This is a genomic window from Frankia sp. R82, from assembly GCF_023716925.1.
Lineage (GTDB): Bacteria > Actinomycetota > Actinomycetes > Frankiales > Frankiaceae > Frankia.
Genome location: NZ_JAMQQG010000046.1, coordinates 56,118 through 78,724 on the forward strand (window position 1 = coordinate 56,118; position 22,607 = coordinate 78,724).

Below are 22,607 nucleotides of genomic sequence, written 5' to 3' on the forward strand. Positions count from 1 at the left end.
CATGTCGGAGCTGGACCTGGGTAAGCCGCTGGCCCCGCCCACGGTCGCCCCCGCGGCAGCCGGTGTCGGTGGGGCGCTGCAGCTGTCCCCACCGGAGCCGGTGCCGGTGATCCCGGACGACCAGGTTGACAGCATGGTGCCGATCGACGAGGCGACCCGGGCGCAGTTGCGCGCCCGAGCCGCCGGCTTCGCCGAGGAGCTCGCCGCGCAGGATCCGCGCAGTCCCGCGTTCCAGGAAAAGATCAACGATATCGCCTCGATGGGCCAGCGGGAGATCGTTGCCAGCGCCCGGGTGTCGAACCGGATGCTCGAGCGGCCGGCGGCGGCCCTGGCCAGTTCCCGTGGCCGAGGCGGCAATGGTGGCGCAGGCGGCGACGCGCAGACCCGGGTCGCGAAGACCCTGGTCGAGCTGCGCGAGACGGTCACCGACCTCGATCCGGGCAAGGCCGACCTGAAGGGTCCACGCAAGCTGCTCGGCGTCGTCCCGTTCGGCAGTCGGATCTCGGCCTATTTCCAGCGCTACCAGTCGGCGCAGAAGCAGCTCGACGGCATCATCCGGGCGTTGGACTCCGGCCAGGACGAGCTGCGCAAGGACAACGCCGCCATCGAGCAGGAGAAGGCGAACCTGTGGGCGGCGATGGGCAAGCTCACCGAGTACGCCACCCTCGCCAAGGCGCTGGACGGCGCGGTCAGCACCAAGATCGACCAGCTGCGCCCGGCGAACTCCGCCGCCGCCGATGCGCTCACCGCCGACGCCCTGTTCCCCATCCGCCAGCGCCAGCAGGACCTGATCACCCAGCTGGCGGTCAGCGTGCAGGGCTATCTCGCGCTGGACCTGGTCCGCAAGAACAACCTCGAGCTGATCAAGGGGGTCGACCGTGCGCAGTCGACGACGGTGGCGGCGCTGCGCACCGCGGTCATCGTCGCCCAGGCGCTGGCGAACCAGAAGCTCGTGCTCGACCAGATCAACGCGCTGAACGCCACCACCAACAGCATGATTACCTCCACCAGCGAGCTGCTGCGCCAGCAGACCGGGCAGCTGCACGACCAGGCCGCCACCAGCGGCGTCAGCGTCGAAGCGCTGCAGACCGCCTTCGACAACATCTTCGCGACGATGGATGCCATTGACGGGTACAAGGCCAGGGCGGTGGAGAGTATGGCGACGACGGTCGCCGCGCTTGAAACCCAGGTCGGCCGCTCCCGCGCATATCTGGAGCGGGCCCGCGCGGACGAACGCTGAACGAAGGGGGGCAGGGTGATCTTCCGTCGGCGTTCGGGCCCCGCGCAGGACGGCACGCGGCGCTCCGACCCCGGCGACACCGGCGGCTCCCATAGCGCCGCGGCCGAGCCGTGGCCGCACGGGGATGTTCCCGCCCAGATCCAGCGGCTGCGCGCGGAACTCGCCGCGCTCGTCACCCGCGTCAACGCCGACGGTGGACGGCTGCCCCCGGGGGCGGTGCCCGCCGTACGCGATCTTGATGACATCCTGCGGCCGCTGTTGCACTACGTCGAGCGCCAGTCGGCCACCGACGAGGAGATGCACGGCCTGACCGCGATCATCCACGAGTACCTCCCGCAGGCCCTCGACGACTTCACGGCGCTGCCCCCGCAGTACGCCGAGCGCCCCGGTGTCACCGGCACCACCCCGGCCGATGACCTGGTCCGTCAGCTGCAACTCCTCGACGAGGGCGCGAACGACCTGCAGGATCTCGTCTATACCGGCGACGCCGCCCAGCTCGCGATCCAGGCCCGGTTCCTGGACGCCAAGTTCCGACGCTCCGACCTCGACTGATGGCCACCCGCATCCTGCCCAAGGGCGGCAACATCGCCCTGGCCGACCTCCTGCCCGCCGGCCAGGTGACCGTGGCGCTGGGCTGGGACGACCGGCCGGAACTCGCCGATCTCGAACTCGACGCCGTCATCATCGTCACCAGGACGAACCCGCCCGCGCCCACCCACGACGGCAACATCCACGACGACAACGGTGGCCACGAACTGCTGCTGGCCCAGCAGGTACCCAACCCGGACGAGCGGCCCACCGCGACCCCGCCGCCGAGGCCACTCACCGGCGACGCCGAGCGCCTGCTGGTCCGGCTCGGGGCCGTTCCGTCGGACATCGAGCGGCTGCATTTCGGCGTCGCGGTGTACGACGCGCCGACGCGGCCGCCGACCTTCCGCTCGGTGCACGGCGCCTACCTGCGGCTGCTCGCGGCGGACGGCACCGAGCTCGTCCGCTGCCGCGTGGCGGCCGAGACCGGCCTGGAAACAACGATGATCTTCGGTGAGCTCTATCGCCACGCCCACGGCTGGAAGCTCCGCTGCGTCGCGCAGGGTTACACCGGCGGCCTCACGACGCTTGCCACCGGCACCACCGCCGCCCATCCCATGGACGTCACCGCCTTCCTGACCAGAACGTCGCCAGCCCGCAGCCGCCGCACCATCGCCACCCACCTGCACCCCCACCTGCACCCCCAGCCGCGCTCGCAGCCGCCGGTCCGGCCCGAGTCACCGCCAGCCCCGTCGGCCCCCCGTCCAGCCCCACGACCCGCGGGTCCGGCACCGTCCCACGCGGCACCGGCACCCACGCCGACCCGGCGCAGCACCCTCGACCTGGGTGGGGACGACCGGCCGACACCGGCGCAGCCGGCACCGAGCGAGGTGCGGTCCGCCCTGGACCTGGGCGGACCCGCCGCGACGCACCCGACCCACCAGCAGTCCTCAGCCGACCAGCAGTCCTCAGCCCAGCAGGCCGCCGCCGGGCCGCAACCGGCCGGCGCACTCGCGCGCGGCTGCGCGGAACCGGGTCGTCCGGGCGGAGAGCGCCGGGTGGACAGGGAAGGCGGGCCGGTCGCGTCCACGGTGCGGGTCGGGGCGCACTCGTCCCGGCACCGCCAGCGCACCGAACAGGTCGACACGCTCGACGACGACCATCCGGCCACGATCTGGACGGCGGCCAACCGGGGCACCGGCGCCATGACCATCACGCTTCGCTGGTCCACCCTGACCACCCGCACGGGCCTGCCGCGCCCCAGCAACATCCACCTGGGTTGCCTCTGGCAGGCTGGCCCGGCGCCCGCGGCGTCCGGGGTGCTGCAGGAACTGGACGGGCTGGTCAGCGCGCCGGGACGGGGAGCACGCCGACAGGTGCTGCGGTTGGGCCGGCGCGACGAACGCGACGGGCAGACGCTCTTCGTCGATCTTGCGTCCTTGCCGACGTTCCGGCGGTTCTTCGTGTACGCCTACGGTCTGCGCGGGGTGCCGCCGTGGGCGGAGCTGCGCGCCGAACTGGATGTCCGCGCCGCCTCCGGCGAGCAGCTGACGGTGCGTCTCGGTGCGGCACCCAGCGATGCGCCCCTGTGCGTGGTCGCGTCCTTCCACGTCGTCGAGGACGATCTGGTGATCCGGCGGGAGAACGACTTCCTCCCCCGCACCCAGGCCGATGCCGCCGCCCGCTACGGCTGGGCCCTCGACTGGGCACCGGGCGGCACGACCCTGCGCACCGGCCGCTGACCGCTCGCCCCGTCCCGGCACACGCGACGACGCCACCTAACCGGTAACCAAGAGTCGAGCATCTATGTTCGCATCGTGACTACAACGCCTGGCTCACCTGCCGCCGCCCGGATTCCGCAGCAGTCCGGGGGCGCGGCCCCGCTCCCGTTGTCCCTGGCCCACGCGCGCCGAGATCCTGATGCGGAGACCCTGGTGGAGCAGGTCCACGCGCTCGGAGTGCCGTCGTTGGTGGAGCTGGGAGTGCAGGCCGCCCGCGCCGAGGTGGCCGACAAGTGCCGCCAGCTCCCGCCGGGCCCCGAGGTCGACGACGTCTGGGACGAGACGATCGACACCGCTGGACGGTCGATCTCCGTGCGGATCTACCGCCCGGCGGGCACCGAGACCCTGCCGGTGGTCGTCTACCTCCACGGCGGCGGTTGGGTCTTCGGCACGATTGCCACCTCCGACGCGTTCTGCCGACGCCTGGCCACCGCGGCGCCGTGCGTGGTCGTCAGCGTCGAGTATCGGCTCGCACCCGAGCATCCGTTTCCGGCCGGCATCGAGGACGCGCAGGAAGCGATCTTGTGGACGGCCGAGCACGCGTCCGGGTGGGACGGCGACGCCGAGCGGATCGTCGTGGTCGGCGACTCGGCCGGGGCGAACCTCGGCACGGCCGCGGTGCGCCGCCTCGTCGACGCGGGCCGCCCGGTGGTGGCCCGCCAGATCCTCGCCTACCCCGGCACGCGGGTCGGCCGCGAACCATCGGCCAGCCCCTACGGCAACGACTGGCCCCTCACCGATGCCGAGCGGGCCTGGTGCCTCGAGCAGTACCTGCCCAACGCGGCCGACCGCACGAACCCCGCGGCGGCGCCGCTGCTCGCCCCGGCGCAGGGGCTGCCCCCGACGACGATCCTGCTCGCCGGCTGCGACCCGCTGGCCGGCGAGGGTCTCGCCTATGCCGAGCACCTGCTGACCGCCGGGGTGTCCGTCGATCTGCACCTTTACACCGGCCAGATCCACGGCTTCCTCACCGTCGACCCGCTGTTCCTGCCCCGTAGTGAGGAGGCGCTCGGCGTGGTCGCCAACGCCGTGCGCACCGCGCCCACTCCGTAACCTCCCCGCACGTTGGCCGTCCGTGGTGGGCGCAACGTTTCACCGGTCGACGCCATGGTCAAATTCCCCTCATGCCCGCGACCTGGCGACAGCGCCGACGCAACCCCGGCTCCCCCACGACCGTCGACACCGCGTCCGCGCCGAAGGCCCCGCCCCCGCCCGAGGCCACTCGCGCCACCCCCGTCGCTTCCATGATCATCACCGATGCCGTCCCCGTCCCCGTCCCCGGCCAGCCGGTGCCGGCCGGCGGGGCGGTGCCGGCCGGCGGGGCGATGCCGGACCGGCCGTCGCAGCTGCGGTTTCGCTCGTGGTTCGCGGTACTGCCGCGCACCGTGCGGGAGTTCCGGCACGACGAACTGCCCGACCGGGCCGCCGCACTCACCTACTACGGGGTACTTGCGATCTTCCCGGCGCTGCTGGTGCTGGTGTCGATGGTCGGGCTCGTCGGCGATGCCGAGGCGGACCGCATCCTGACCAACGTGCAGCAGCTCGCCCCGGGTTCCGCCCGTGACGTCCTGCGCGACGCCGTCACCAACCTGCGCAACAGTCCCGGAACCGGCAGCGTGCTCGCGATCGTCGGTCTGGTCGGTGCGCTGTGGTCGGCGTCGAGCTACATCGCGGCGTTCATCCGGGCAGCGAACGTCGTCTACGACATGACCGAGGGACGTCCCGTCTGGAAGGTCGTGCCGCTGCGCCTGGCGGTGACCATCGCGCTGGTCGTGCTGCTCGCGGCGAGCGCGGCCATCGTCGTGCTCTCCGGTGGCGCAGCCGACCGGATCGGCGCGATTCTCGGGGTGGACGTCGGCTCACTGCACGCCTGGTCCTATGCCAAATGGCCGGTGCTCGTGGCGCTGATGGGTGTCACGATCGCGCTGTTGTACTGGTCGACGCCGAACGTGCGGGTGCCCGGGTTTCGCTGGCTGACCCCGGGCAGCGTGCTCGCCGTGCTGCTCTGGCTCGCCGCGTCCGCCGGGTTCGCCGGGTACGTGGCGAACTTCGGCTCGTACAACAAGACCTATGGCACCCTGGCCGGCGTCATCGTGTTCCTGGTCTGGCTGTGGCTGTCGAACCTGTCGATCCTGCTCGGCCTCGAGTTCGACGCGGAGATCGCCCGCGAACGCGCCCTGCTCGGTGGCCTGCCCTCGGATGCCGAACCGTACGCCGAGCCCCGCGACACCCGCGCCTGGAAGCGTCGCCGTCCCCGTACCACCGCCCAGTGAGCCCTCCCGACCACCCAGCTCCAGCCGAACCGCTCCGGTTGTAACGCACCCTTCGGCTCGCCTCGCAGGTAATCAAGCCACCCGCACCCGCGCACTGTCCGTGGACAAACACCACCTCCAGCGTCAGAGAATTTCTTGCGTACGGCAGAAAAAGTACGTTAAGAGCACGCTCACCTACAGATCGCAATGGGGCACCCTCGGCGGATATCCGGGCCAGACAACCCACTGTGAATACCTGCCAATTGGTGACAGTCGGCCAGGCAGGTTTCCCGGGAGAGTTCATCGAACCGTGTGACGTAACTGCTAGCAATGACCGGTGAGCCGAAAGGACACCCAGCCGGCCGGCGAAGCTCACCCGTCCACCGCCCGACCACCCGCCCCAGAGCCACCCACAGGGCCCGAGACGGGAGAATCGGTTGACAACCGGCGCGATTCGCCCTTCATAAGGCGATAGCCCACACCCACGTTTGACAGCAGAATTCACCGCACCGCACACTTGCCAGATGTCCGGCAACTCGCCCACAATAGGCCCTGTTCTCGCCTTCCTGAACCCTGTCGACGGTCGCCGCCTCGAGGCGGTTCCTGCCCGATAATGGCCAAAATCCACATCCCTGCGCGCACAGCCTGCCACCGACTCGGCGCACTCCTTCTGCTCCTGGCGTTCCTGACCGCGGCGCTGCCCACAGTGCCGGCCGCGGTGCCGGCCGCGCTGGCCGCCCCGCCAGCGCCGACACAGCCAGCACGGCCGGCACAGCCGAGCCGCGCCATGTCCACCGGTGCCGCCGGCAGCGCCCTCACGGTCGGCATCAAACCGCTGGACCCGTTCGTCGACCGGGACGACACCGGCGCCTACACCGGGTTCAGCATCGACCTGTGGAACGACATCGCGCGGCGCAACGGCTGGCAGACCAGGTACGCCTGGTATCCGGACATCCAGTCTCTCGTCGCCGCGGCCAGGGACAACGCCGTCGACGCGGCGATCTCGGGAATCTCGATCACCGCCGATCGAGAGGAGAGCGTGGACTTCTCCTACCCGATGTTCGATGCCGGCCTGCAGATCCTCGCCACCGACACTCCGGCCGGCCTGAACCTCTCGCAGCAGCTGCGCAACCTGCTCTCCCCCGCCACCGCGCGCTACCTGCTGGCGTTGCTCGTCATGTTGGTGCTGGCCGGGGCCATCACCTCGGCGGTGACCCGGGTCGGCAGCGAACACCGCTGGCACCAGCGGATGAGCAACGGAATGTTCCGGGCCGCCGCCATCGGCCTCGCCGGTGACGTCGGCGACCCCCAGAAACCGCTTCTCAAGATCATGACCTTCGCCTGGCTCATCGCCGGCCTGGTATTCGTCTCCCTGTTCACCGCATCCGTCACGACCCAGCTCACGGTGCGTTCGATCCGCACGGGCATCACCGGCGTCTCCGACCTGCCCGGCAAACGCGTCGTCACGGTCCGCGGCTCCACGGCCGAAAGCTATCTGCGCCACCACGACATCAAGCCACGCACCGTGACGTCCATCGACGCCGCCTATCCGCTGCTGCAACGCGGCGAGGTGGATGCCGTCGTGTACGACTCGCCCGTCCTGCAGCACCAGCTGGACGCCTCCCACAACCGCAGGGAAACCCTCGCCGGCCCGATCTTCGAACCCGAGGACTATGGCATCGCCTTCCCCACCGGCAGCGCCCTGCGCAAGAAGGTCAACGCAGCCCTGCTCCAGATGCACGCCGACGGCACCTACGATGAGCTACGCCAACGCTATTTCGACACTCCCTCCTGATCTTCTCCTGATCCGCGGCGGCGGTCGGCGCGCCTGGTCCGACCGGACCGGGGCGCCCATCAGTTGACACCCAATCGACCACATCGATATTTTATGTACACAATGCGGTCTGATCGCGCTAGATCGTAACCGGGTCCCGTAGGAGGCTGATCGTGAACATCGACGAGGCGGGACGCGTTTTCGTCACACCCCAGGCCTACGCCGACGAAAAGTGGCTGAATTCTGCGACCGCGCTGCTTCGCAGGGAATCGCCGGTGCACTGGGTCGAGGCCGAGGGTTTCGAGCCTTTCTGGGCCATCACGAGACATGAGGACGTGGCACACATCAGCCGCGCCACGGACATCTGGCTCAACGCGCCCCGACCGGCACTCGCCCGCCACTCGAGCAGCGCGGAGGTGCCGGTCCGCACGCTGGTACAGATGGACGCGCCGGACCACGGGGTCTATCGGCATCTCAGCGCGGACTGGTTCAAGCCCAGCGGGGTGCGCCGGCTCACCGAAAGAATCCAGCAGCTCGCCCGGCGCTATGTCGACCGCATGGCCGACCTCGATGGCGAGTGCGACTTCGCCGCCGATGTCGCCATCCACTTCCCGCTGTATGTCATTCTGTCGCTGCTCGGGCTGCCGGAGAACGATTTCCCGCGGATGCTTAAACTCACCCAGGACATGTTCGGCGCCGAGGACGTCGACATGACCGACAAGAACCTGCTGGAAACCCTGGCAGATTTCTTTCAGTATTTCCAGGGTATTGTTTCCAGTCGCCGCGAGAACCCGTCCGACGATCTCGGCTCGGCCATTGCCAACGCCACGATCGACGGCCAGCTGATCGGCGAGTTGGAGGCGATCGGCTACTACGTGCTCATCGCCACCGCCGGGCACGACACGACCAGCGCCGCGATCTCCGGCGGGCTGCACGCCCTGGTGGAACACCCCGACCAGTGGCGGCGGTTGTCGGACAACCTCGACCTCGTCCCGACCGCGGTCGACGAGATGTTCCGCTGGGTGTCGCCGGTCAAGCAGTTCATGCGCACCGCCGCCGAGGACACCGAGGTCCGCGGCGTCCGGGTCGCCAAGGGCGAGGCGGTGCTGTTGTCCTATCCCTCCGCCAACCGGGACGAGGACGTCTTCGACGAACCCTCCCGCTTCGATGTCGGCCGCACCCCGAACAAGCACCTCGCCTTCGGCATCGGCGCGCACTTCTGCCTCGGCACCCACCTGGCCCGCCTCGAGGCGCGCGCCCTGTTCGCCGAGCTCGTGCCACGGGTGCGCTCGATCGAGCTCGCCGGCACCCCGCAGTACATGGACACGCTGTTCGTCGGCGGACCCAAGCGCCTGCCGATCCGCTACACCATGACCTGAACACCGCGACCTGAACACCGCGACCCGAACACCATGGCCTGAACACGGGAACCTGGTCGAAGGCGTCGAGGACCCGCCCGGACGGCTCGTCCGCGGCGGACAGCGCACACGTGGGGAGCACCGCCGATGAAGCTTGACGAGACCGCGACGGAGCCGGCGCCGCGCGAGGACGTGATCGACCCGGAGCTGCCCATCGTCGACGCCCATCATCACCTGTGGCCGTCCGGCTACTGGATTCCCTACGACCGGCCTGCCTACCTGCGTGACATCGAGCGGGGTCACCGGATCACCGCGACCGTGTTCGTGGAATGCCGGGCCGCCTATCGCCCCGACGGCGACGAGGCACTGCGCCCGGTCGGGGAGACCGAGCTGGTCACCGCCGTCTGTCCGGCCGGTGCCACGCCGGCGCTCGCGGCCGGTCTCGTCGCCTGGGCGGATCTCACCCGTCCCGCCGACGCCGCGCGCACGATCGACGGGCACCTCGAGGCGGCCGGTGGCCGGCTGCGCGGTATCCGGCACAACGTGATCTGGCATCGCAGACCGATCGTCAAGGGTCAGGACTCCCCGCCACACCTCCTGCTCGACGGCCAGTTCCAGGCCGGTATCCGTGCGGTCGGCCGCCGTGGCCTCAGCTACGACGTGTGGCTGTTCCACGAGCAGCTCCCCGAGCTCGCCGCCGCCGCCGCCGCTCTGCCCGACCAGCTGTTCGTCCTCGACCACCTCGGCGGGCCCGTCCCCGACGAGCCGAACCCGCAGGCCCGGTCCGAGATCTTCGCGCGCTGGAGCTCCCTGCTGCGCGACGTCGCGCGCCGACCGAACATCGTGGTCAAACTCGGCGGCCTGGGCATGCCCCTGCACGGCCTCGGCCACGAGGAGCTGGCGACCCGGCCGTCGTCGGCGGACCTCGCCGCCGCCTGGGCGCCCTACATCGAAACAGCCATCGACGCCTTCGGCCCGGACCGGAGCATGTTCGAGAGCAACTTCCCGATCGACAAGCAGAGCGGCAGCTACGACGCCACCTGGAACGCCTTCAAGATCATTACTGCCTCGATGTCCGCGCCGGAACGCACCGCCCTGTTCGCCGGGACAGCCCGACACGTCTACCGCCTCGACGCCGAGCCCACCGACGCCGAGCCCGGCGACACAGGTCGATAGCCGGAGTCCGGACCGCGGCCGACGAGGATCGTTAGCCGAGCTCGACGATCCGGGTGGGACGCAGGGTGACCGCGACCCGGTCGTTCGTCGGGATACCCGTGCCCGCCAGGTCCGCGCCGTAGTGGGCGAGCACCCGCTTCATGACCTCGAGCCCCGGGTCGTCACCGATCTCGGCGGTGGCCCGGATCTCCAGGGTCCGCTGGGGGTTGGCCGGGTCCAGGACGAACAGGGTCGCCTGCGGGTGCGCGGCGAGGTTGCGGTACTTCTGCCGGTCCTTCGTGACCGAGATGAGCACGACGTCGCCGCCGTCGGAGTCCGAGTCGAGGATCGCCCAGACCGCGGTGACCTGCGGCTGCCCGTCCCTGCCGACGGTGGCGAGCACGACCGTGATCGGCTTCTCCAACAGGTCACGATGACTCGGCGAAATGATCGGCATGTCCTTGACTCCCGGGTTCGCACGTCCACACACGTCCACCTGCGCCCGCGCACGTCTTATACGCGGCTCGCGGCATGATGCCAACCCTGTCAGGGCCGTTCTCCGGGTCCGAAAACGGGTCGGTGAACAATCTCCGAGCTCGTGGTCCGCAGGCCGGCCCAGATGCGGTCGCGGGCGCGGGTGATGGCGACGTAGAGCTGGCGGCGTTCGAGGCGGAGGCGTTCGCGCAGTGCGTCGTCGGACTCGTCGGCTTTCCGCGGGCGTGGGAACAGGTCGCGGTCGGGGATCCACACGTGCGCGAAGTCGAGGCTCTTCACCCGCGCGTACGTCCCGACCTTGACGCTCTCCTGGCGGCTGCCGTCATACGCGCGCAGCGCCATGGCCGGGATCTGACGGCGGCGCAGCACCGTCAGCCACCGTTCGACGGCCTGGTCCGTCGGGACGAGCACGGCCATGTCGCCGAAACGGGCACCGCGCTCGGTGTGCAGGCGCAGCAGGTCGTCGCACAGTCGCTCGTCCTGCGCGGCGGCGCTGGGCAGCCGCTCCTCGCAGACCTCCCCGCCGGCACGTTCCACGTCCACGGGCCGCCGGCCCTGCACCTCGACCCCGTCCAGGTCGTCGAAACCGTCGTCGGCGAGGACGGCCTGGGCGTACCGCAGGATGTTCGCGCCGTTGCGGTAGTTACGGCCGAGGACGGTGGACCGTCCGACGACGGAGACACCGGCCTCGGCCAGCGTGAACCCACCCGGGTAGATCGACTGCTGCCCGTCACCGACGACGAGCAGCCCGTCCGGCCGGTCTCCGACCAGGGCGTGCAGCAGCTGCAGGCCCACGCAGGTGAGGTCCTGCACCTCGTCCACGATCACCGCGTCGTACCGCCCGGTGCCACCGGACGGGCCTGGCACCCCGGCGGCACCGGACGGGCCGGAGGCGCGTACGAGGTCGCGGGCCAGCAGCAGCAAGTCGTCGAAGTCCAGGACGTCACACTCGATGCGCAGGGTCTCGTAGCGCTCATACAGGTCCCAGACCGCACGCCGGTGCACCGGCTGCAGCGCCGTGCTGCGCCCGACCCTGGACAGGGTCGCGTACTGCTCGAACCCACGCAGCCCGCGGCCCTTGATGACCTTGGAGATCTCCTCCTGCCAGTAGGACAGCGGCAGCCCCAGTCCCGACAGCACCGAGTGCCGACCCACCTGGGCCCAGGCACGCCTGAAGCAGAGCCTGACCCTGTCCTTCTCGACGTGGCCGGACAGCCCCCGCGCCTCCAGGCAACGCCGGGCGAACTGGTGCACCGTGACGAAGTCGACCCGTGCCACGTGCTCCGGCGCCATCCGGGCCAGCAGTGCCCGGTTGACCGGCCCGAGCGTGCTCACCAGCGAGGTGAACAGCACCCGGTCTCCGCGGGCGGCCAGGTACTTGGCCCGGTGCAGCGCGACGACCGTCTTGCCGGTGCCCGCCGCGCCCCGCACCCGCGCCGGCCCCGACCAGCGCCGCCCCGCCAACCTCGCCTGGGACGGGTGCAGCCACGTCATCCAGGACTCGACCGGCTCGCGCGCCGCCGCGACCAGCAGGTCCTGCCACAGTTCGCCCATCCCCGGCAGCGTCTCCAGCGCCGCCGGCGTCCTCTGGACCGCCGCCGTCATCTGGACCGCCGGAACCGCCGGAACGGCCGGAACCGGCGGAGTGACCGGCGCCGGGTGCGACGGCGGCGTCGTCCGCGTCGTCGGCGTCGTCGGCGTCCGGGCAGCACCGCGGTCCCTGTTCGCCCGGGTGTCGCGGGGGGATGCCGTGACGCCGTGCGTCCGCGCGGGTGTCGATCCACCCGGCCGCCGGCCCTCGTCTCGCGGCATCGGCGGGCAGCCCTGGTCAAGGCATTCCAGCAGGCGTTCCACCGGCTCCGGGCCCAGCCGAACGCCCTGGCGCAACAGATAGCCGGTGAGGTCCTGCTGCCCGAGGACGGCCACCCGGTCGAGCTGCTCGTGGAGGCCACGGCGCCCGGCCATCACCAGCAGTGGCACGACCTCGGTCGGGGGCAGCCCCGCCTCGGCGACCACGTCCTCAACAGCGGTGGTCTGCTCCAGCAGCTTGCGCACACTGTCGTCGGCGTCCGCCTGCCCGCGCCACAGCCGGCCACCCTCGACGCCGAACTCCCGCCAGTTCTTGACGTCCACCACGAACACCCCGCCGGGGCCGACGACGATCACGTCGATGTTGGCCTTACGGGTACCCGGCCAGCGCCGATCCGCCAACACCTGCCAACCGACGTCGACCATGCCGACCAACACCCGCACCACGCTCTGCTCCCCGCGCCCACCAGCGGCCCAGCGATCCCGGGTGCGCACCAGCTCACGGAGCAGTTCCTCGAAGTGGCGCACCTGCCGCGCCACCCCGTCGATCTCGAGCTCGAGCTGCGCGACCTGCCCGAACGCCGACGGCTCGACCAGCTCCGCCTGCTCCGCCTGCTCGGCCAGCCGCACGCGGCCAGGACCGGATGCGACGGGCAGGCGCCTGGAGGCCGGCGGGCCCGAATACACGTCACAACCTCCTCACGGATCGTCACATTGACCATACGACAAATCATCGATGTTTACCCCTGTTTGCCATCACATGCCTTCCGCCAACAGAGGATGTGCCCGCAAGGCCGCAGTCCGTGCCGACAGCATCGAACGTCGGTTCGATCTGCTGGTGTGGCCGGCAGAGTAGGCGCCGTCAACGAGTTCATGCCGCCGCCCGGATCTGGGGCAGGCCGCGCAGGCGGGCGGCCTCGGCGTACACGTCGTCCACGGCCGACGAGGCGAGACCGAAGATCGCGCGGTGACGTCGGCCGGGCCGCGCATACCAGTGCCAGAAACCACAAAAGGCGCGCGGCCACCAGCCCTTTGGTGGATCCCGGTGGACCCCGGGCTCGACTGGGTAGGCGTAGCAAGGTCGGGTGATGCCCCGGCTCGACCGTTCCCCCGGGGCGCATCCGCTGTACGCAGCCACTTCGCGTCACCGGAGGAGAGATCCATGGGGTTCATCACCGTCGGACAGGAGAACAGCACGCCGATCGAGATCTACTACGAGGATCACGGCACGGGACGGCCGGTCGTGCTGATCCACGGCTATCCCCTCAACGGGGCGTCCTGGGAGAAGCAGACCCGGGCGCTGCTCGCGGAAGGCTACCGGGTTGTCACCTATGATCGGCGCGGGTTCGGGAAGTCGAGCCAGCCGACCGTCGGCTATGACTACGACACCTTCACGGCCGACCTGAACGCCCTGCTCGAACAGCTCGACCTGACCGATGTCTCGCTCGTCGGCTTCTCGATGGGCACCGGCGAGGTCACCCGCTACCTGGGACGTCACGGTTCCCGGCGGATCGCGAAGGCGGCGCTGCTCGGTGCCATCCCGCCGTTCCTGCTGAAGACCGACGACAATCCGGACGGCGTCGACGGATCCGTGTTCGACGGAATCAAGGCCGCGGTACTGGCCGACCGGCCGGCCTATTTCAAGACGTTCCTCGACAACTTCTACAACGTCGACGTGCTCGGTGGCACCCGGATCAGCGACCAGGCCTGGCAGAACAGCTTCATCGTCGCTCTCGGGGCCTCTCCCCACGCGGCGCATGCCTGTGTCGACACCTGGCTGACCGACTTCCGCGACGACCTGCCGAACATCGACGTGCCGACCCTGCTCATCCACGGCGATGCCGACCGCATCCTCCCCTACGAGAACACCGCCGCCCGGCTACCAGGGCTCATCAAGGACCTGACCACCGTCGCCGTCCACAACGGCCCGCACAACATCGCCTGGACCCACCCCGACGAGGTCAACGCCCCCCTGCTGGACTTCCTGCGCTGACCACATGGATCAGCCCGGCCAGGCGTCGATCAGCCCGGCCAGGCGACGGCCAGCGCGGCGGCCGTGCCGAAGGCGTCGGCGGGATCGGCTCCGCGTCCGACAGCCAGCCCGACGAGAAAGGCCGAGACCGGCGCGGCCGGGCGAGCGATGCCATGGGCGGCGTCCCGGGCCAGGTCGAGCACCGCCGTGGTGTCGACCTGACCCGGGTCGAGGCCGAGCGCGCCGCACAACGCGGCCACCCAGGCGCTCAGATCAGGCTCACTCATCGGGCCCACCTCCGCCTCCACCAGGCTGACGGACCACCTGTCACAGGAACGAGATCCGCAGGCAAGCCCGGCTCCGCCCCCATTCTGGCCCCGCCCCACCCCGGTAGCCACTCCTTGCAGCGCCCTCCCGAGCACGATCTGTCCGACCAGGTCGCCGCGGGGGCAAAACGGACATACATCCCCCATCGCGACCCGGTTGGCGTTCCCGCCCGCACCACCTGACCACATCGGCGACTCAGGGTGAATACTGGCGGCGGAGCTGGCCCGACCGCCAAGAAAGACTCGCCGACCGGCTGGCGTGTCCCGGCGGGCCCTGGCCGGTCAACGCCGAAATAGGCCACCCGCGCTTTCTCAACGGGAGCCGACCGTCCACGCTCTCCGCCAAGGCCGTACATGGTCGTACGTTGTGGCCCGGCAGCCCCCAACAAATCCCAGACGCAGCGCAAAATACCCTCTGACCAGCGCCGATATGGACGGCGACAGCCCGGCATCCGCTGCGGCACAGCATGATCGTCAAAAGATGACGACATGTTGCCCCCGCTGTGCCCGCAACCCGACAGAACACGGTGTATCTTGCGACGGTGCGCAGCCATACCCTGCCGCGTTACACGAAAGCGTGTTTCGGCGGGTATCTCACGGCTCAACCGCGAGCGCATGAGTGACCTGGCACCCGGGGGGTCGGGCGCTGCGTGAGCCTTGGGGGAGGCCACACTTATGGCGAACCGAACCGCCGGCTCCGTCCGCGGGATGACCCGTGTGCTGATGGCCGCCGCGGGTGCCGTTCTCCTGGTCGCCCCGCTGGGGATGCCCGCCGTCGCCGAGCCGGTCGGCGGCCCCGCCACGGTGGGCGCCGACGGCCGGCCACGGGTACACGCCGTGGTGCTCGTCGACGAGTCGAACAGCGAGACTCCCGAGACCGTCCGACAGGAGGCCGAGGCCGCGGGCCTGATCGCCACCAGCCAGCAGCTCGACACGGGCTCAAAGGTCGCGGTGGTCGGTTTCGGCACCGATGACTTTCCCGAGGTCAGCCGCCAGCAGCACGGCGCGACCGACGAGGTCTGCCCGCTCGCGCAGGTCGGCAGCACCGACTTCCGGACCTGCCTGGGTCGGCTGCACCTGCGGACCATCGAGGAGGGCAACGGCACCGACCACGCCGCCGCCCTGACCAAGGCGCTGGACATCCTCGAGACGGCGAAGGACCCGTCCTCCTTCAATGTGGTGTTCCTGCTGACCGACGGCGGTCTGCGGGTGGACAACGTCCAGCGTTACGGGGCGAGGCTGCCCAACGCCGACGCGACGATGCAGTCGCGGATGACCGCCGCGATGGGAGTGACCGCGGACGACGTCGGGCCGCGGGCCAGGGCCCTGGGCGCGCAGATCTGGCCGGTCGGCTTCGGCCAGGTGCTCAACCGGGACTGGATGGCCCGCCTGCCCGGCTTCGGCGCCGGCACCAGCCAGAACTGCCAGAAGGTCCCGGTGGCCGCGCCGGCCCCCCTGTACGCCGAGACCGCCGCGGACATCGCCGAGGCCCTGGACCGGGCGCTGGCGAACGCGAGCTGCATGGGCTTCGCCACCAGACGCGGCCAGGGCGGGCCCGGTGACCCGGTGACCCTGTCGCTGAACATCCCGTCCACCGCGTCCAGTGCCACCATCAACGCACTCAAGCGCGAACCCGGCATCAAGGTCACCTACACGGACCCTCGGGGCCGGGTCGTGCAGGGCTCCGGCCGCCGCGACGGCTCGTTCTTCACCCTGAACAACAGCGCCCCCACCTCCGAGTCGCTGTTCATCGCCAGCCCCTACCCGGGTACCTGGAAGGTGACCTTCACCTGGCCCTCGGACGCCCGGCCGCAGACCGTGCAGGCCGATCTGACCTGGATCGGCCAGCTGAGCTCGGTGGTCCGCCTCTCGCCGGCGTCCCCGAAGCCGGGCGAGTCCGCGACGGTGCACGTCACACTGCAGACCAGCCGCGGGGAGCCCGCCGACCCCCGTGAGCTCGCCGGACTCGTGTTCGACGCGCAGCTGGCCGGGGACGGCTTCGCCCCCGTGCCGGTGACCCTGACCGACAACGGTCAGGGCGGCGACGAGAAGGCCGGCGACGGCAGTTACACCGGCCAGGTCAGTGTGCCCAGCGGCGCGACCGGGCTGCTGTCGCTGACCGGAAGCATCACCGGTGCGGGTCTGCGGGGCACCGTGCAGCGCGCGACCTACCGGATTCCGGGGCCGCGTGACGGCGGCGCGGTCGTGGAAATGCGTACGCCCGACGACGTCCACCGCGGGGCCTCGGTCAGTGGCCTGCTGCGGGCGGACAATCCGTCGGGCACGGCCCGTCAGGTCTCGTTGCGCCCGGCCGGCCTGGCCGGGGTGTCCCTCGACCCGGTCACGGTGACCGTGCCGGCCGGGGCCAGCGGCTTCGAACAGAAGCTGACGCTGTCCGTCGCGTCGGATGCCGCCTACGGGCCGCGGCACGGGGTCATCCGGGTGTCCGTCGCCCCCGGAGGCTCGACGACCGGAGGCTCGACGACCGGCGGCTCGGCGGGCAGCGCGGCGAACGAGGGGGCGGGGGTCGTCCTCACCGAGGAGCCGGTCAGTTTCGACGTGGACGAGCCGCCCGGGTGGCTCGCGCGGAACTGGCCGTACCTGCTCCTGGCCGCCGTCGTCCTGCTGCTCGCCATCCTCGCCGCCCTGCTGCTGCGGGCCCGGCGGCGCCGCGCCGTCGACGTCTCCCAGCTGCAGGCCTTCGCCACCCGTGGGGACGGGGCCGGCGCGGACCTGCCGGCCTCCCGGCAGTGGGCGGCCGCGTTTCGGTTCACCCTCAACGACGCGCCCGGGGTCCCGCTCACCCTCACCCAGGCGAACCCGGGCGGCGGCGGCGTCTACACCGTCCGCCGGGCCAAGCACGGGCAGCTTGCCGTGCACACCCCGGGCGGTGAGGTTCGGACCCTGCTCCCGGGCACCCGGTTCCCGGCCGGCATGTCCGGTGCCCAGCTGTGGATCGAGGACCGGCGGCTGCAGGGTCTCGCTCCGAGCACGCCGCCGTCCGACGATCCGTGGAGTGGCGGCGGCACCGAGGCGAACAGTGCCGACCCGTTCGGTGGTGGCGGCGGCGAGCCCGATCCGTACGCGACCATCGCCGGCCAGGACCCGTTCGCCGGCGCCGGCGGCAATGCCCGTGTCAACGGCCATGGCGACACCCCGCCGTACAACGCCAGCCAGTACAACGCCAGCCCGTACAGCGCCAGCCCGTACGGCAACGGTCCGTACGGCGGCGATCCGTACGGCACCCCGGCCGGGTCGGCTCCGCCAGGCGGCGCCGGTCCCGGCACACCTGCCGGGACGGGTGCGCGGGCGGACGACTACCGGGCGATGTCCGAGGCACCCACCCTTCAGCCCGGCCAGCCCGGCCAGCGGCCGGCACAGCCACCCGGGCAACCGCCGGCGAACCCGTGGCCGGCCGACGACTGGAACAACACGCAGTTCTGAGCACCCGCACCCATCCACGACCGACCCACCGAACGCGACCGCACACACCCGGCCCGACCCACGCCACCGGGCAGGGCCGGGCAGGACCCCGGGCAGGACCGACCGCCGGACACCGGGCACGACCCAGCGCAGAACACGGATCGGGATACGTATGCCGACACGCGACACCGCCTTCGGGCTGAACATCTACCAGCCACTGGTCTTCGTGGGACTGGGGGGCACCGGCTGCGCGATCGGCACCGAACTCGAGCGGCGGCTGCGCGAGTCGCTGTGCGGGCCGGACGGTACGGCGTTCGCCGAGCGGATGGGCACCCACGGCAACTCCGGCTATCTGCCCTACCAGCTGCCCGGCTGCCTGCAGTTCGTCTACGCGGACCTCAACGAGGCCGAGCTCGACCGCATCCACGGTGCGACCGTCCCCGCGCCGATGCACCACCAGGCGGCGGCCCGCAACGCCCAGCTGGTCCGCGGGCTGGTGCCGAAGTTCCAGACCTACGCGGAGGTCGCGGCGAACCTGCGGATGACCGCCGGGCAGTTCGTCCAGTCGTGGCTGCCGCCGATCCTGGACGAGCCGCTGGTCGCGCCGATCACCAAGGGAGCGGGGCAGCTGCCGACGGTGGGCCGGGCGGCGCTGTTCGAGACGGTGCGTGAGGACATCGGCCCGGGCCAGCAGCCGCTGCGCGACGCGATCGACGCCGTCAGCCGGGCCGGTGCCGAACTCGGCGTGCTCGGCGGGCGGTCGAACCGGTCGTGCGACGTGTTCGTCGCCTTCTCGGTGGCCGGCGGTACCGGCACCGGCATCTTCTACGACTACCTGCATCTCATCGCGGACGCGTTCGACCGGGCCCGCATCGGCGCGCAGATCTACCCGCTGGTGCTCATGCCGAGCGCCTTCGACGAGGGCCGCGGCGGGGGCCGCTCGGCGCAGCTCAACGCCGGGCGTGCCCTGCTCGACCTGTTCCGCCTGGTGGACGACCAGAACGCCCGCAAGGCCAGGCGGGTGCTGGGCCATTCGGACAACATCGGCCGTCCGATCGACGTCGCCTACCCGGGCCGCAAGATCCAGATCGCGTCGGGCACGGTACAGACCGGCTTCCTGTTCAGCCGCACCCCGGGGATGGACAAGGACGACATCCACCGTTCGATCTCGTCGCTGGTGCTGTCGCTGATCACCTCCGAGCAGCAGGCCGAGCAGGCGGCCGTGGTCGGTCAGTCGTTCCAGTCGTTCGCCGACTCGTTCATCAACAGTGCGGCCGAACGGCACACCGCCGCCGACTCCGGCATCGGACATCGCGGCGTGTCCACGGCGCTGGTCGCGTCGCTGACCGTGCCCGGGGACGCGCTCGCCGAGCTCGTCGCCGGCCGGCTGCTGGCGCGGGCCGTTCCCTTGCTGGAGAGCCCGACGCCGGGCGGGGAGCGCAACATCCCGCTGATCGGAAAGATGGCGCGGGCGGCGAACCTCGACGAGATCCTCGACCGGCCGGACCTGCCGGTCGGCACGCCGCGGGTCACCGACGGCGCCGCGGAGATCAAACGCTCGCTGACCGACTACTCCGACAACATCGGCGCCGTCCTGCGGGCCCAGGCCACGCAGCTCACCGGGCAGGCCCAGGAGATCGCCGGGCAGCGGTTCCAGCCGGTGCAGGCCGCCCGGACGATGCTCGACGAGGTGGACGTCCTCCATCTGCGCCGGATCATCCGCGGGCATCCGGAGCTGCTCGACCCGCCGGACCGCAGCGGCCTGCTCGGCCTGCTCGACGCGCGTAAGAACACCCCACCGCAGGTACCGAACCGGCCGCAGGTCAGCGCCGCGGCCCCCGTACTGCCCGACATCCGCAACCGGTTCCCCGGCAAGGCGAAGTGGGGTGACCCGCCGGTGCAGCAGGCCATCGCCACCCTGCAGCACTGGCACCGGTGGAACACCTGGCGGCTGTGGCACGAGGCGTGGGGCCGCCAGACCCGGGTCTGGCAGCAGAAGATGAACGTCGCCGTCGGCCATGTGGACGACTTCGCCGACGCCCTCACCGTGTTCGCCCGCGCGGAACCGGACGAGTTCGACCGCCGCACGATCGCACTCAGCCAGGACCGGACCGGCATCCGTCAACTGCTGCCCGCCGGCGGCAACCTCGAGGTGTTCTACCGCACGGTGCTGCGGGCGTTCCTGCAGCGTGGCGGGCTGCCCGAGGGTGCCACCGAGGCGGACGTGCTGCGGCTGCTGCTGCACGGCTCCGACTGGCAGCGGGCCTTCGAGGAGATCACCGAACGGGCCGCGCCGCAGCGGGCGGTGGCCATCCTGCGCGACCGGCTCAAGCAGGAGGTCCGGTCGCTGTTCGCCGAGGCGGAGGGCGGTGGGGTGCCGTTGCTGCCGTCGATGGGCCGACTGCTGGCCCGGGCCGCCAGCAGCGCCGCACCCGACGTCGACCCGCTGGACCTGCGCCAGTTCCTCGACCAGCTGCGCGCGTTGCTGCCCGGCGGGTTCAGCCCCGACGGCTCCGGCCGCCTGAAGATCCTGATCGCGCACCCGGCGGTCAAGCACGCCGGCGCCGGCGAGGTCGAGGCCTGTCTGCGCGACGAACTGGCGTTGCCCACCGGGCAGGGCGTGACCCCCGACTTCCGGCCCGGACAGCCTGACTCGATCGTCGTGGTGCTCTTTCGCAGTTCGATGGCCGTCAACGAGGTGCGGGAGGTCCGGGAGCTGCTGCGGTTCTGGTCGCAGGCGGTCACCCACAACGACCCGGCCGACTATCTGCGCTGGCGGCAGCGGCTGAGCTACAACTACGGCTGGCTCGCGATGACCGAGGACAACCGCACCACGATCCTGCACCGGTTGCTGTGCGCGATGTGGAACGGACGGGTGCGGGTCACCGGGTCGCTGGAGTCGCCGGAGTCGATCCAGGTCAGCGCGGTCGAGTACGACGAGGCGCAGTCGATGTACCTGCCGCTGCACCGGATCGGGCAGACCTCGTCGTGGGGGTCGCTGCTGCGGGTCTACGAGCAGGCGATCGTCGAGGATGACGACGAGGCGCGCCGGGCGTTCACCCGCAGCCTGCGGATGATCCGCCCGGACGGACTCACCCACGAACCGGTACCGCCCGCGGCGGTGTTCCGGATCTTCGTCGACCTGGCCGGGTCGGAGGTCGCCCGGATCGAGAAGTTCCGCACCGGACTGCCACCGGCCAGCCGCAGCCGGCTCGACCAGACCCTCGAGTTCTGGTCGACCACCGTGCCCGCCGCGCTGGACCGACCGTTCACCGAGGAGGGCGCGATCCGCGGGAACCTGCGTGACCTCTACGAGTACACGGCCGAGGTCGAGTGGGCGGACGAGCGATGACGCCCGCCATGATGCCTCCCGTAGCCGGCGCCGGCTACGGCGGGCGCGAGGATGACGACGCGGCGCTGGTGGTCGTCATCGACCTGCGGGACGACCCGCGCCGGGTGCTGTCCACCCCGATCGGCACCCTGCAGCGGGAGTACGCCAGCCAGTCGGGCCGACGTGACGTGGACACCAGCCGGATCCTGGTCGTCACCGAGGTGGACTGCCTCGAGGAGTACCGGGAGCTGCTCGTGCGGGTGTCCGCCTCGGCGTCGCAGCTGTTGGTGCTGGGACTGGGCCCGCGCCCGAACCCCGAGCGGCTCTACCTGCCGGCCGTCCCCGAACTGCCCGTGTTGTGGGCTGGCGACCTGCGCGGAGTGCGGTGGAGTCCCGGCCGGGCCGGGCGGGTGCTCGGCCCCGACGAGGACGCCCAGCCGAACCTCGCGGCGCTGTTGCAGGCGTTGGGCATTCCCAGTGTCTTCAGCCGGGTGCGCGACGAGGTGCTGCGCTGCGCCCACCAGGTCGCCGCGCCGGCGATCCATCTGCTGCTCGGCCGGGTGAGCCGGGACGTCCTCGACCAGGCCGCCGGGCATGCCTTCGGCCATTTCACCCTGGAGGACAACGGCATCCCGCCCGGCCCCGGCGGCACCGGTCTGCCTGGCACCGGTCTGCCCGGCGGCGGCCTGCCCGGCGGCCTGCCCGGCGCCCCGGATGCGGCCCACGGTGGTGGGGCGAGGCCGGTGGTGCCGGAGGAGGCCGTCCGGATCGACCGGCTCCTGACCGGCTCGGCCACCACCGATGTCGCCGGCATCGGCTCGATCATCAACCCGAACGGCCAGCTGCCGGCGGCCGCCCTCGCCGCCCGCCGGCACCTTGACGAGGCCACCGCGCTGGTCGCCGCCCTGCGCGAGGAGCCGTTCGCCGCCCGCCGCTCGGTGGCCGGTGAGGGGCTCGTACCCGTCGGGTCGCTGGTCTGGACGGAACTCACCCAGGCCGGCGCCCACCTGGGGACCCTTGCCGAGGGCCTGCACACGGCGCTGCGCGAGCTGGGCGGCCACGACGGCGTCGGCCCGCAGCAGCGACACACCCTGGCGCTGCTCGGTGTGCAGATGGTGCCCGTCCCGGCGGCGGCGGCCGCGGAGGTGCGCACGGCGCTGGCC

General features: G+C 71.2%; 15 protein-coding genes. 12 read left to right on the forward strand and 3 right to left on the reverse strand.

The genetic code is table 11. The features are described 5' to 3' along the window. Position 1 precedes the first annotated feature (1 nt). From ND747_RS12080 to ND747_RS12115, 8 genes are all read left to right on the forward strand, one after another. Positions 2-1,240 (forward strand): toxic anion resistance protein, encoded by a 1,239-nt coding sequence (locus tag ND747_RS12080; protein WP_251733615.1) that lies wholly within the window; start codon positions 2-4, stop codon positions 1,238-1,240. Between the two features lie 15 nt (positions 1,241-1,255). Further along, positions 1,256-1,792 (forward strand): hypothetical protein, encoded by a 537-nt coding sequence (locus tag ND747_RS12085; RefSeq protein ID WP_251733616.1) that lies wholly within the window; start codon positions 1,256-1,258, stop codon positions 1,790-1,792. Then, complete coding sequence (locus ND747_RS12090) at positions 1,792-3,510, forward strand: TerD family protein (protein WP_251733617.1); 1,719 nt, start codon at positions 1,792-1,794, stop codon at positions 3,508-3,510. Before ND747_RS12085 ends, ND747_RS12090 begins: the two co-directional genes overlap by 1 nt. Positions 3,511-3,585: 75 nt before the next feature. Beyond that, entirely contained in the window at positions 3,586-4,602 is a 1,017-nt protein-coding gene (locus ND747_RS12095; protein WP_251733618.1) for an alpha/beta hydrolase, read from the forward strand. Between the two features lie 272 nt (positions 4,603-4,874). After that, positions 4,875-5,822: a YihY/virulence factor BrkB family protein gene (locus tag ND747_RS12100; protein ID WP_251733630.1), complete on the forward strand. Its 948-nt coding sequence runs from the start codon at positions 4,875-4,877 to the stop codon at positions 5,820-5,822. A gap of 592 nt (positions 5,823-6,414) precedes the next feature. Beyond that, on the forward strand, positions 6,415-7,596 hold the full coding sequence (locus ND747_RS12105) for a transporter substrate-binding domain-containing protein (RefSeq protein WP_251733619.1): 1,182 nt from the start codon (positions 6,415-6,417) through the stop codon (positions 7,594-7,596). Between the two features lie 152 nt (positions 7,597-7,748). Further along, positions 7,749-8,954 (forward strand): cytochrome P450, encoded by a 1,206-nt coding sequence (locus ND747_RS12110; protein ID WP_251733620.1) that lies wholly within the window; start codon positions 7,749-7,751, stop codon positions 8,952-8,954. Positions 8,955-9,080: 126 nt separating this feature from the next. Beyond that, positions 9,081-10,109, forward strand: coding sequence for an amidohydrolase (locus ND747_RS12115; protein ID WP_251733621.1), 1,029 nt, complete (start codon positions 9,081-9,083; stop codon positions 10,107-10,109). Between the two features lie 31 nt (positions 10,110-10,140). Here the strand turns inward: ND747_RS12115 and ND747_RS12120 are convergent, their stop codons facing one another. Together ND747_RS12120 and ND747_RS12125 are read right to left on the reverse strand one after the other, a co-directional pair. Next, positions 10,141-10,545: a PPOX class F420-dependent oxidoreductase gene (locus ND747_RS12120; RefSeq protein WP_251733622.1), complete on the reverse strand. Its 405-nt coding sequence runs from the start codon at positions 10,543-10,545 to the stop codon at positions 10,141-10,143. Positions 10,546-10,634: 89 nt separating this feature from the next. Then, entirely contained in the window at positions 10,635-13,079 is a 2,445-nt protein-coding gene (locus tag ND747_RS12125; RefSeq protein ID WP_308204609.1) for a UvrD-helicase domain-containing protein, read from the reverse strand. Between the two features lie 475 nt (positions 13,080-13,554). On the opposite strand from ND747_RS12125, the gene ND747_RS12130 reads away from it, so the two are divergent. Next, positions 13,555-14,385, forward strand: a complete 831-nt coding sequence (locus ND747_RS12130) for an alpha/beta fold hydrolase (protein WP_251733623.1) — start codon at positions 13,555-13,557, stop codon at positions 14,383-14,385. Positions 14,386-14,414: 29 nt separating this feature from the next. On the opposite strand, the gene ND747_RS12135 is transcribed toward ND747_RS12130, so the two are convergent. Next, a complete protein-coding gene (locus tag ND747_RS12135) occupies positions 14,415-14,651 on the reverse strand; it encodes a DUF6457 domain-containing protein (protein ID WP_251733624.1) in 237 nt (78 codons plus the stop codon). A 714-nt stretch (positions 14,652-15,365) separates the two neighbouring features. Here ND747_RS12135 and ND747_RS12140 point away from each other — a divergent pair. The 3 genes from ND747_RS12140 to ND747_RS12150 all read left to right on the forward strand — a co-directional run. Next, positions 15,366-18,134: a vWA domain-containing protein gene (locus tag ND747_RS12140; RefSeq protein ID WP_251733625.1), complete on the forward strand. Its 2,769-nt coding sequence runs from the start codon at positions 15,366-15,368 to the stop codon at positions 18,132-18,134. A gap of 151 nt (positions 18,135-18,285) precedes the next feature. Continuing rightward, the gene (locus tag ND747_RS12145; protein ID WP_251733626.1) at positions 18,286-21,465 is read left to right on the forward strand and encodes a tubulin-like doman-containing protein; all 3,180 of its coding nucleotides are present in this window, start codon (positions 18,286-18,288) and stop codon (positions 21,463-21,465) included. An 8-nt stretch (positions 21,466-21,473) separates the two neighbouring features. Continuing rightward, on the forward strand, positions 21,474-22,607 hold a 1,134-nt coding region (locus tag ND747_RS12150), incomplete at its 3' end, for a hypothetical protein (RefSeq protein ID WP_251733627.1).

Coding starts and splice junctions, on each gene's coding strand:
- ND747_RS12080 (WP_251733615.1), top strand. CDS start 2: ATGTCGGAGCTGGACCTGGGTAAGCCGCTGGCCCCGCCCACGGTCGCC.
- ND747_RS12105 (WP_251733619.1), top strand. CDS start 6,415: ATGGCCAAAATCCACATCCCTGCGCGCACAGCCTGCCACCGACTCGGC.
- ND747_RS12090 (WP_251733617.1), top strand. CDS start 1,792: ATGGCCACCCGCATCCTGCCCAAGGGCGGCAACATCGCCCTGGCCGAC.
- ND747_RS12100 (WP_251733630.1), top strand. CDS start 4,875: ATGCCGGACCGGCCGTCGCAGCTGCGGTTTCGCTCGTGGTTCGCGGTA.
- ND747_RS12115 (WP_251733621.1), top strand. CDS start 9,081: ATGAAGCTTGACGAGACCGCGACGGAGCCGGCGCCGCGCGAGGACGTG.
- ND747_RS12145 (WP_251733626.1), top strand. CDS start 18,286: ATGCCGACACGCGACACCGCCTTCGGGCTGAACATCTACCAGCCACTG.
- ND747_RS12130 (WP_251733623.1), top strand. CDS start 13,555: ATGGGGTTCATCACCGTCGGACAGGAGAACAGCACGCCGATCGAGATC.
- ND747_RS12135 (WP_251733624.1), bottom strand. CDS start 14,651: ATGAGTGAGCCTGATCTGAGCGCCTGGGTGGCCGCGTTGTGCGGCGCG.
- ND747_RS12140 (WP_251733625.1), top strand. CDS start 15,366: ATGGCGAACCGAACCGCCGGCTCCGTCCGCGGGATGACCCGTGTGCTG.
- ND747_RS12120 (WP_251733622.1), bottom strand. CDS start 10,545: ATGCCGATCATTTCGCCGAGTCATCGTGACCTGTTGGAGAAGCCGATC.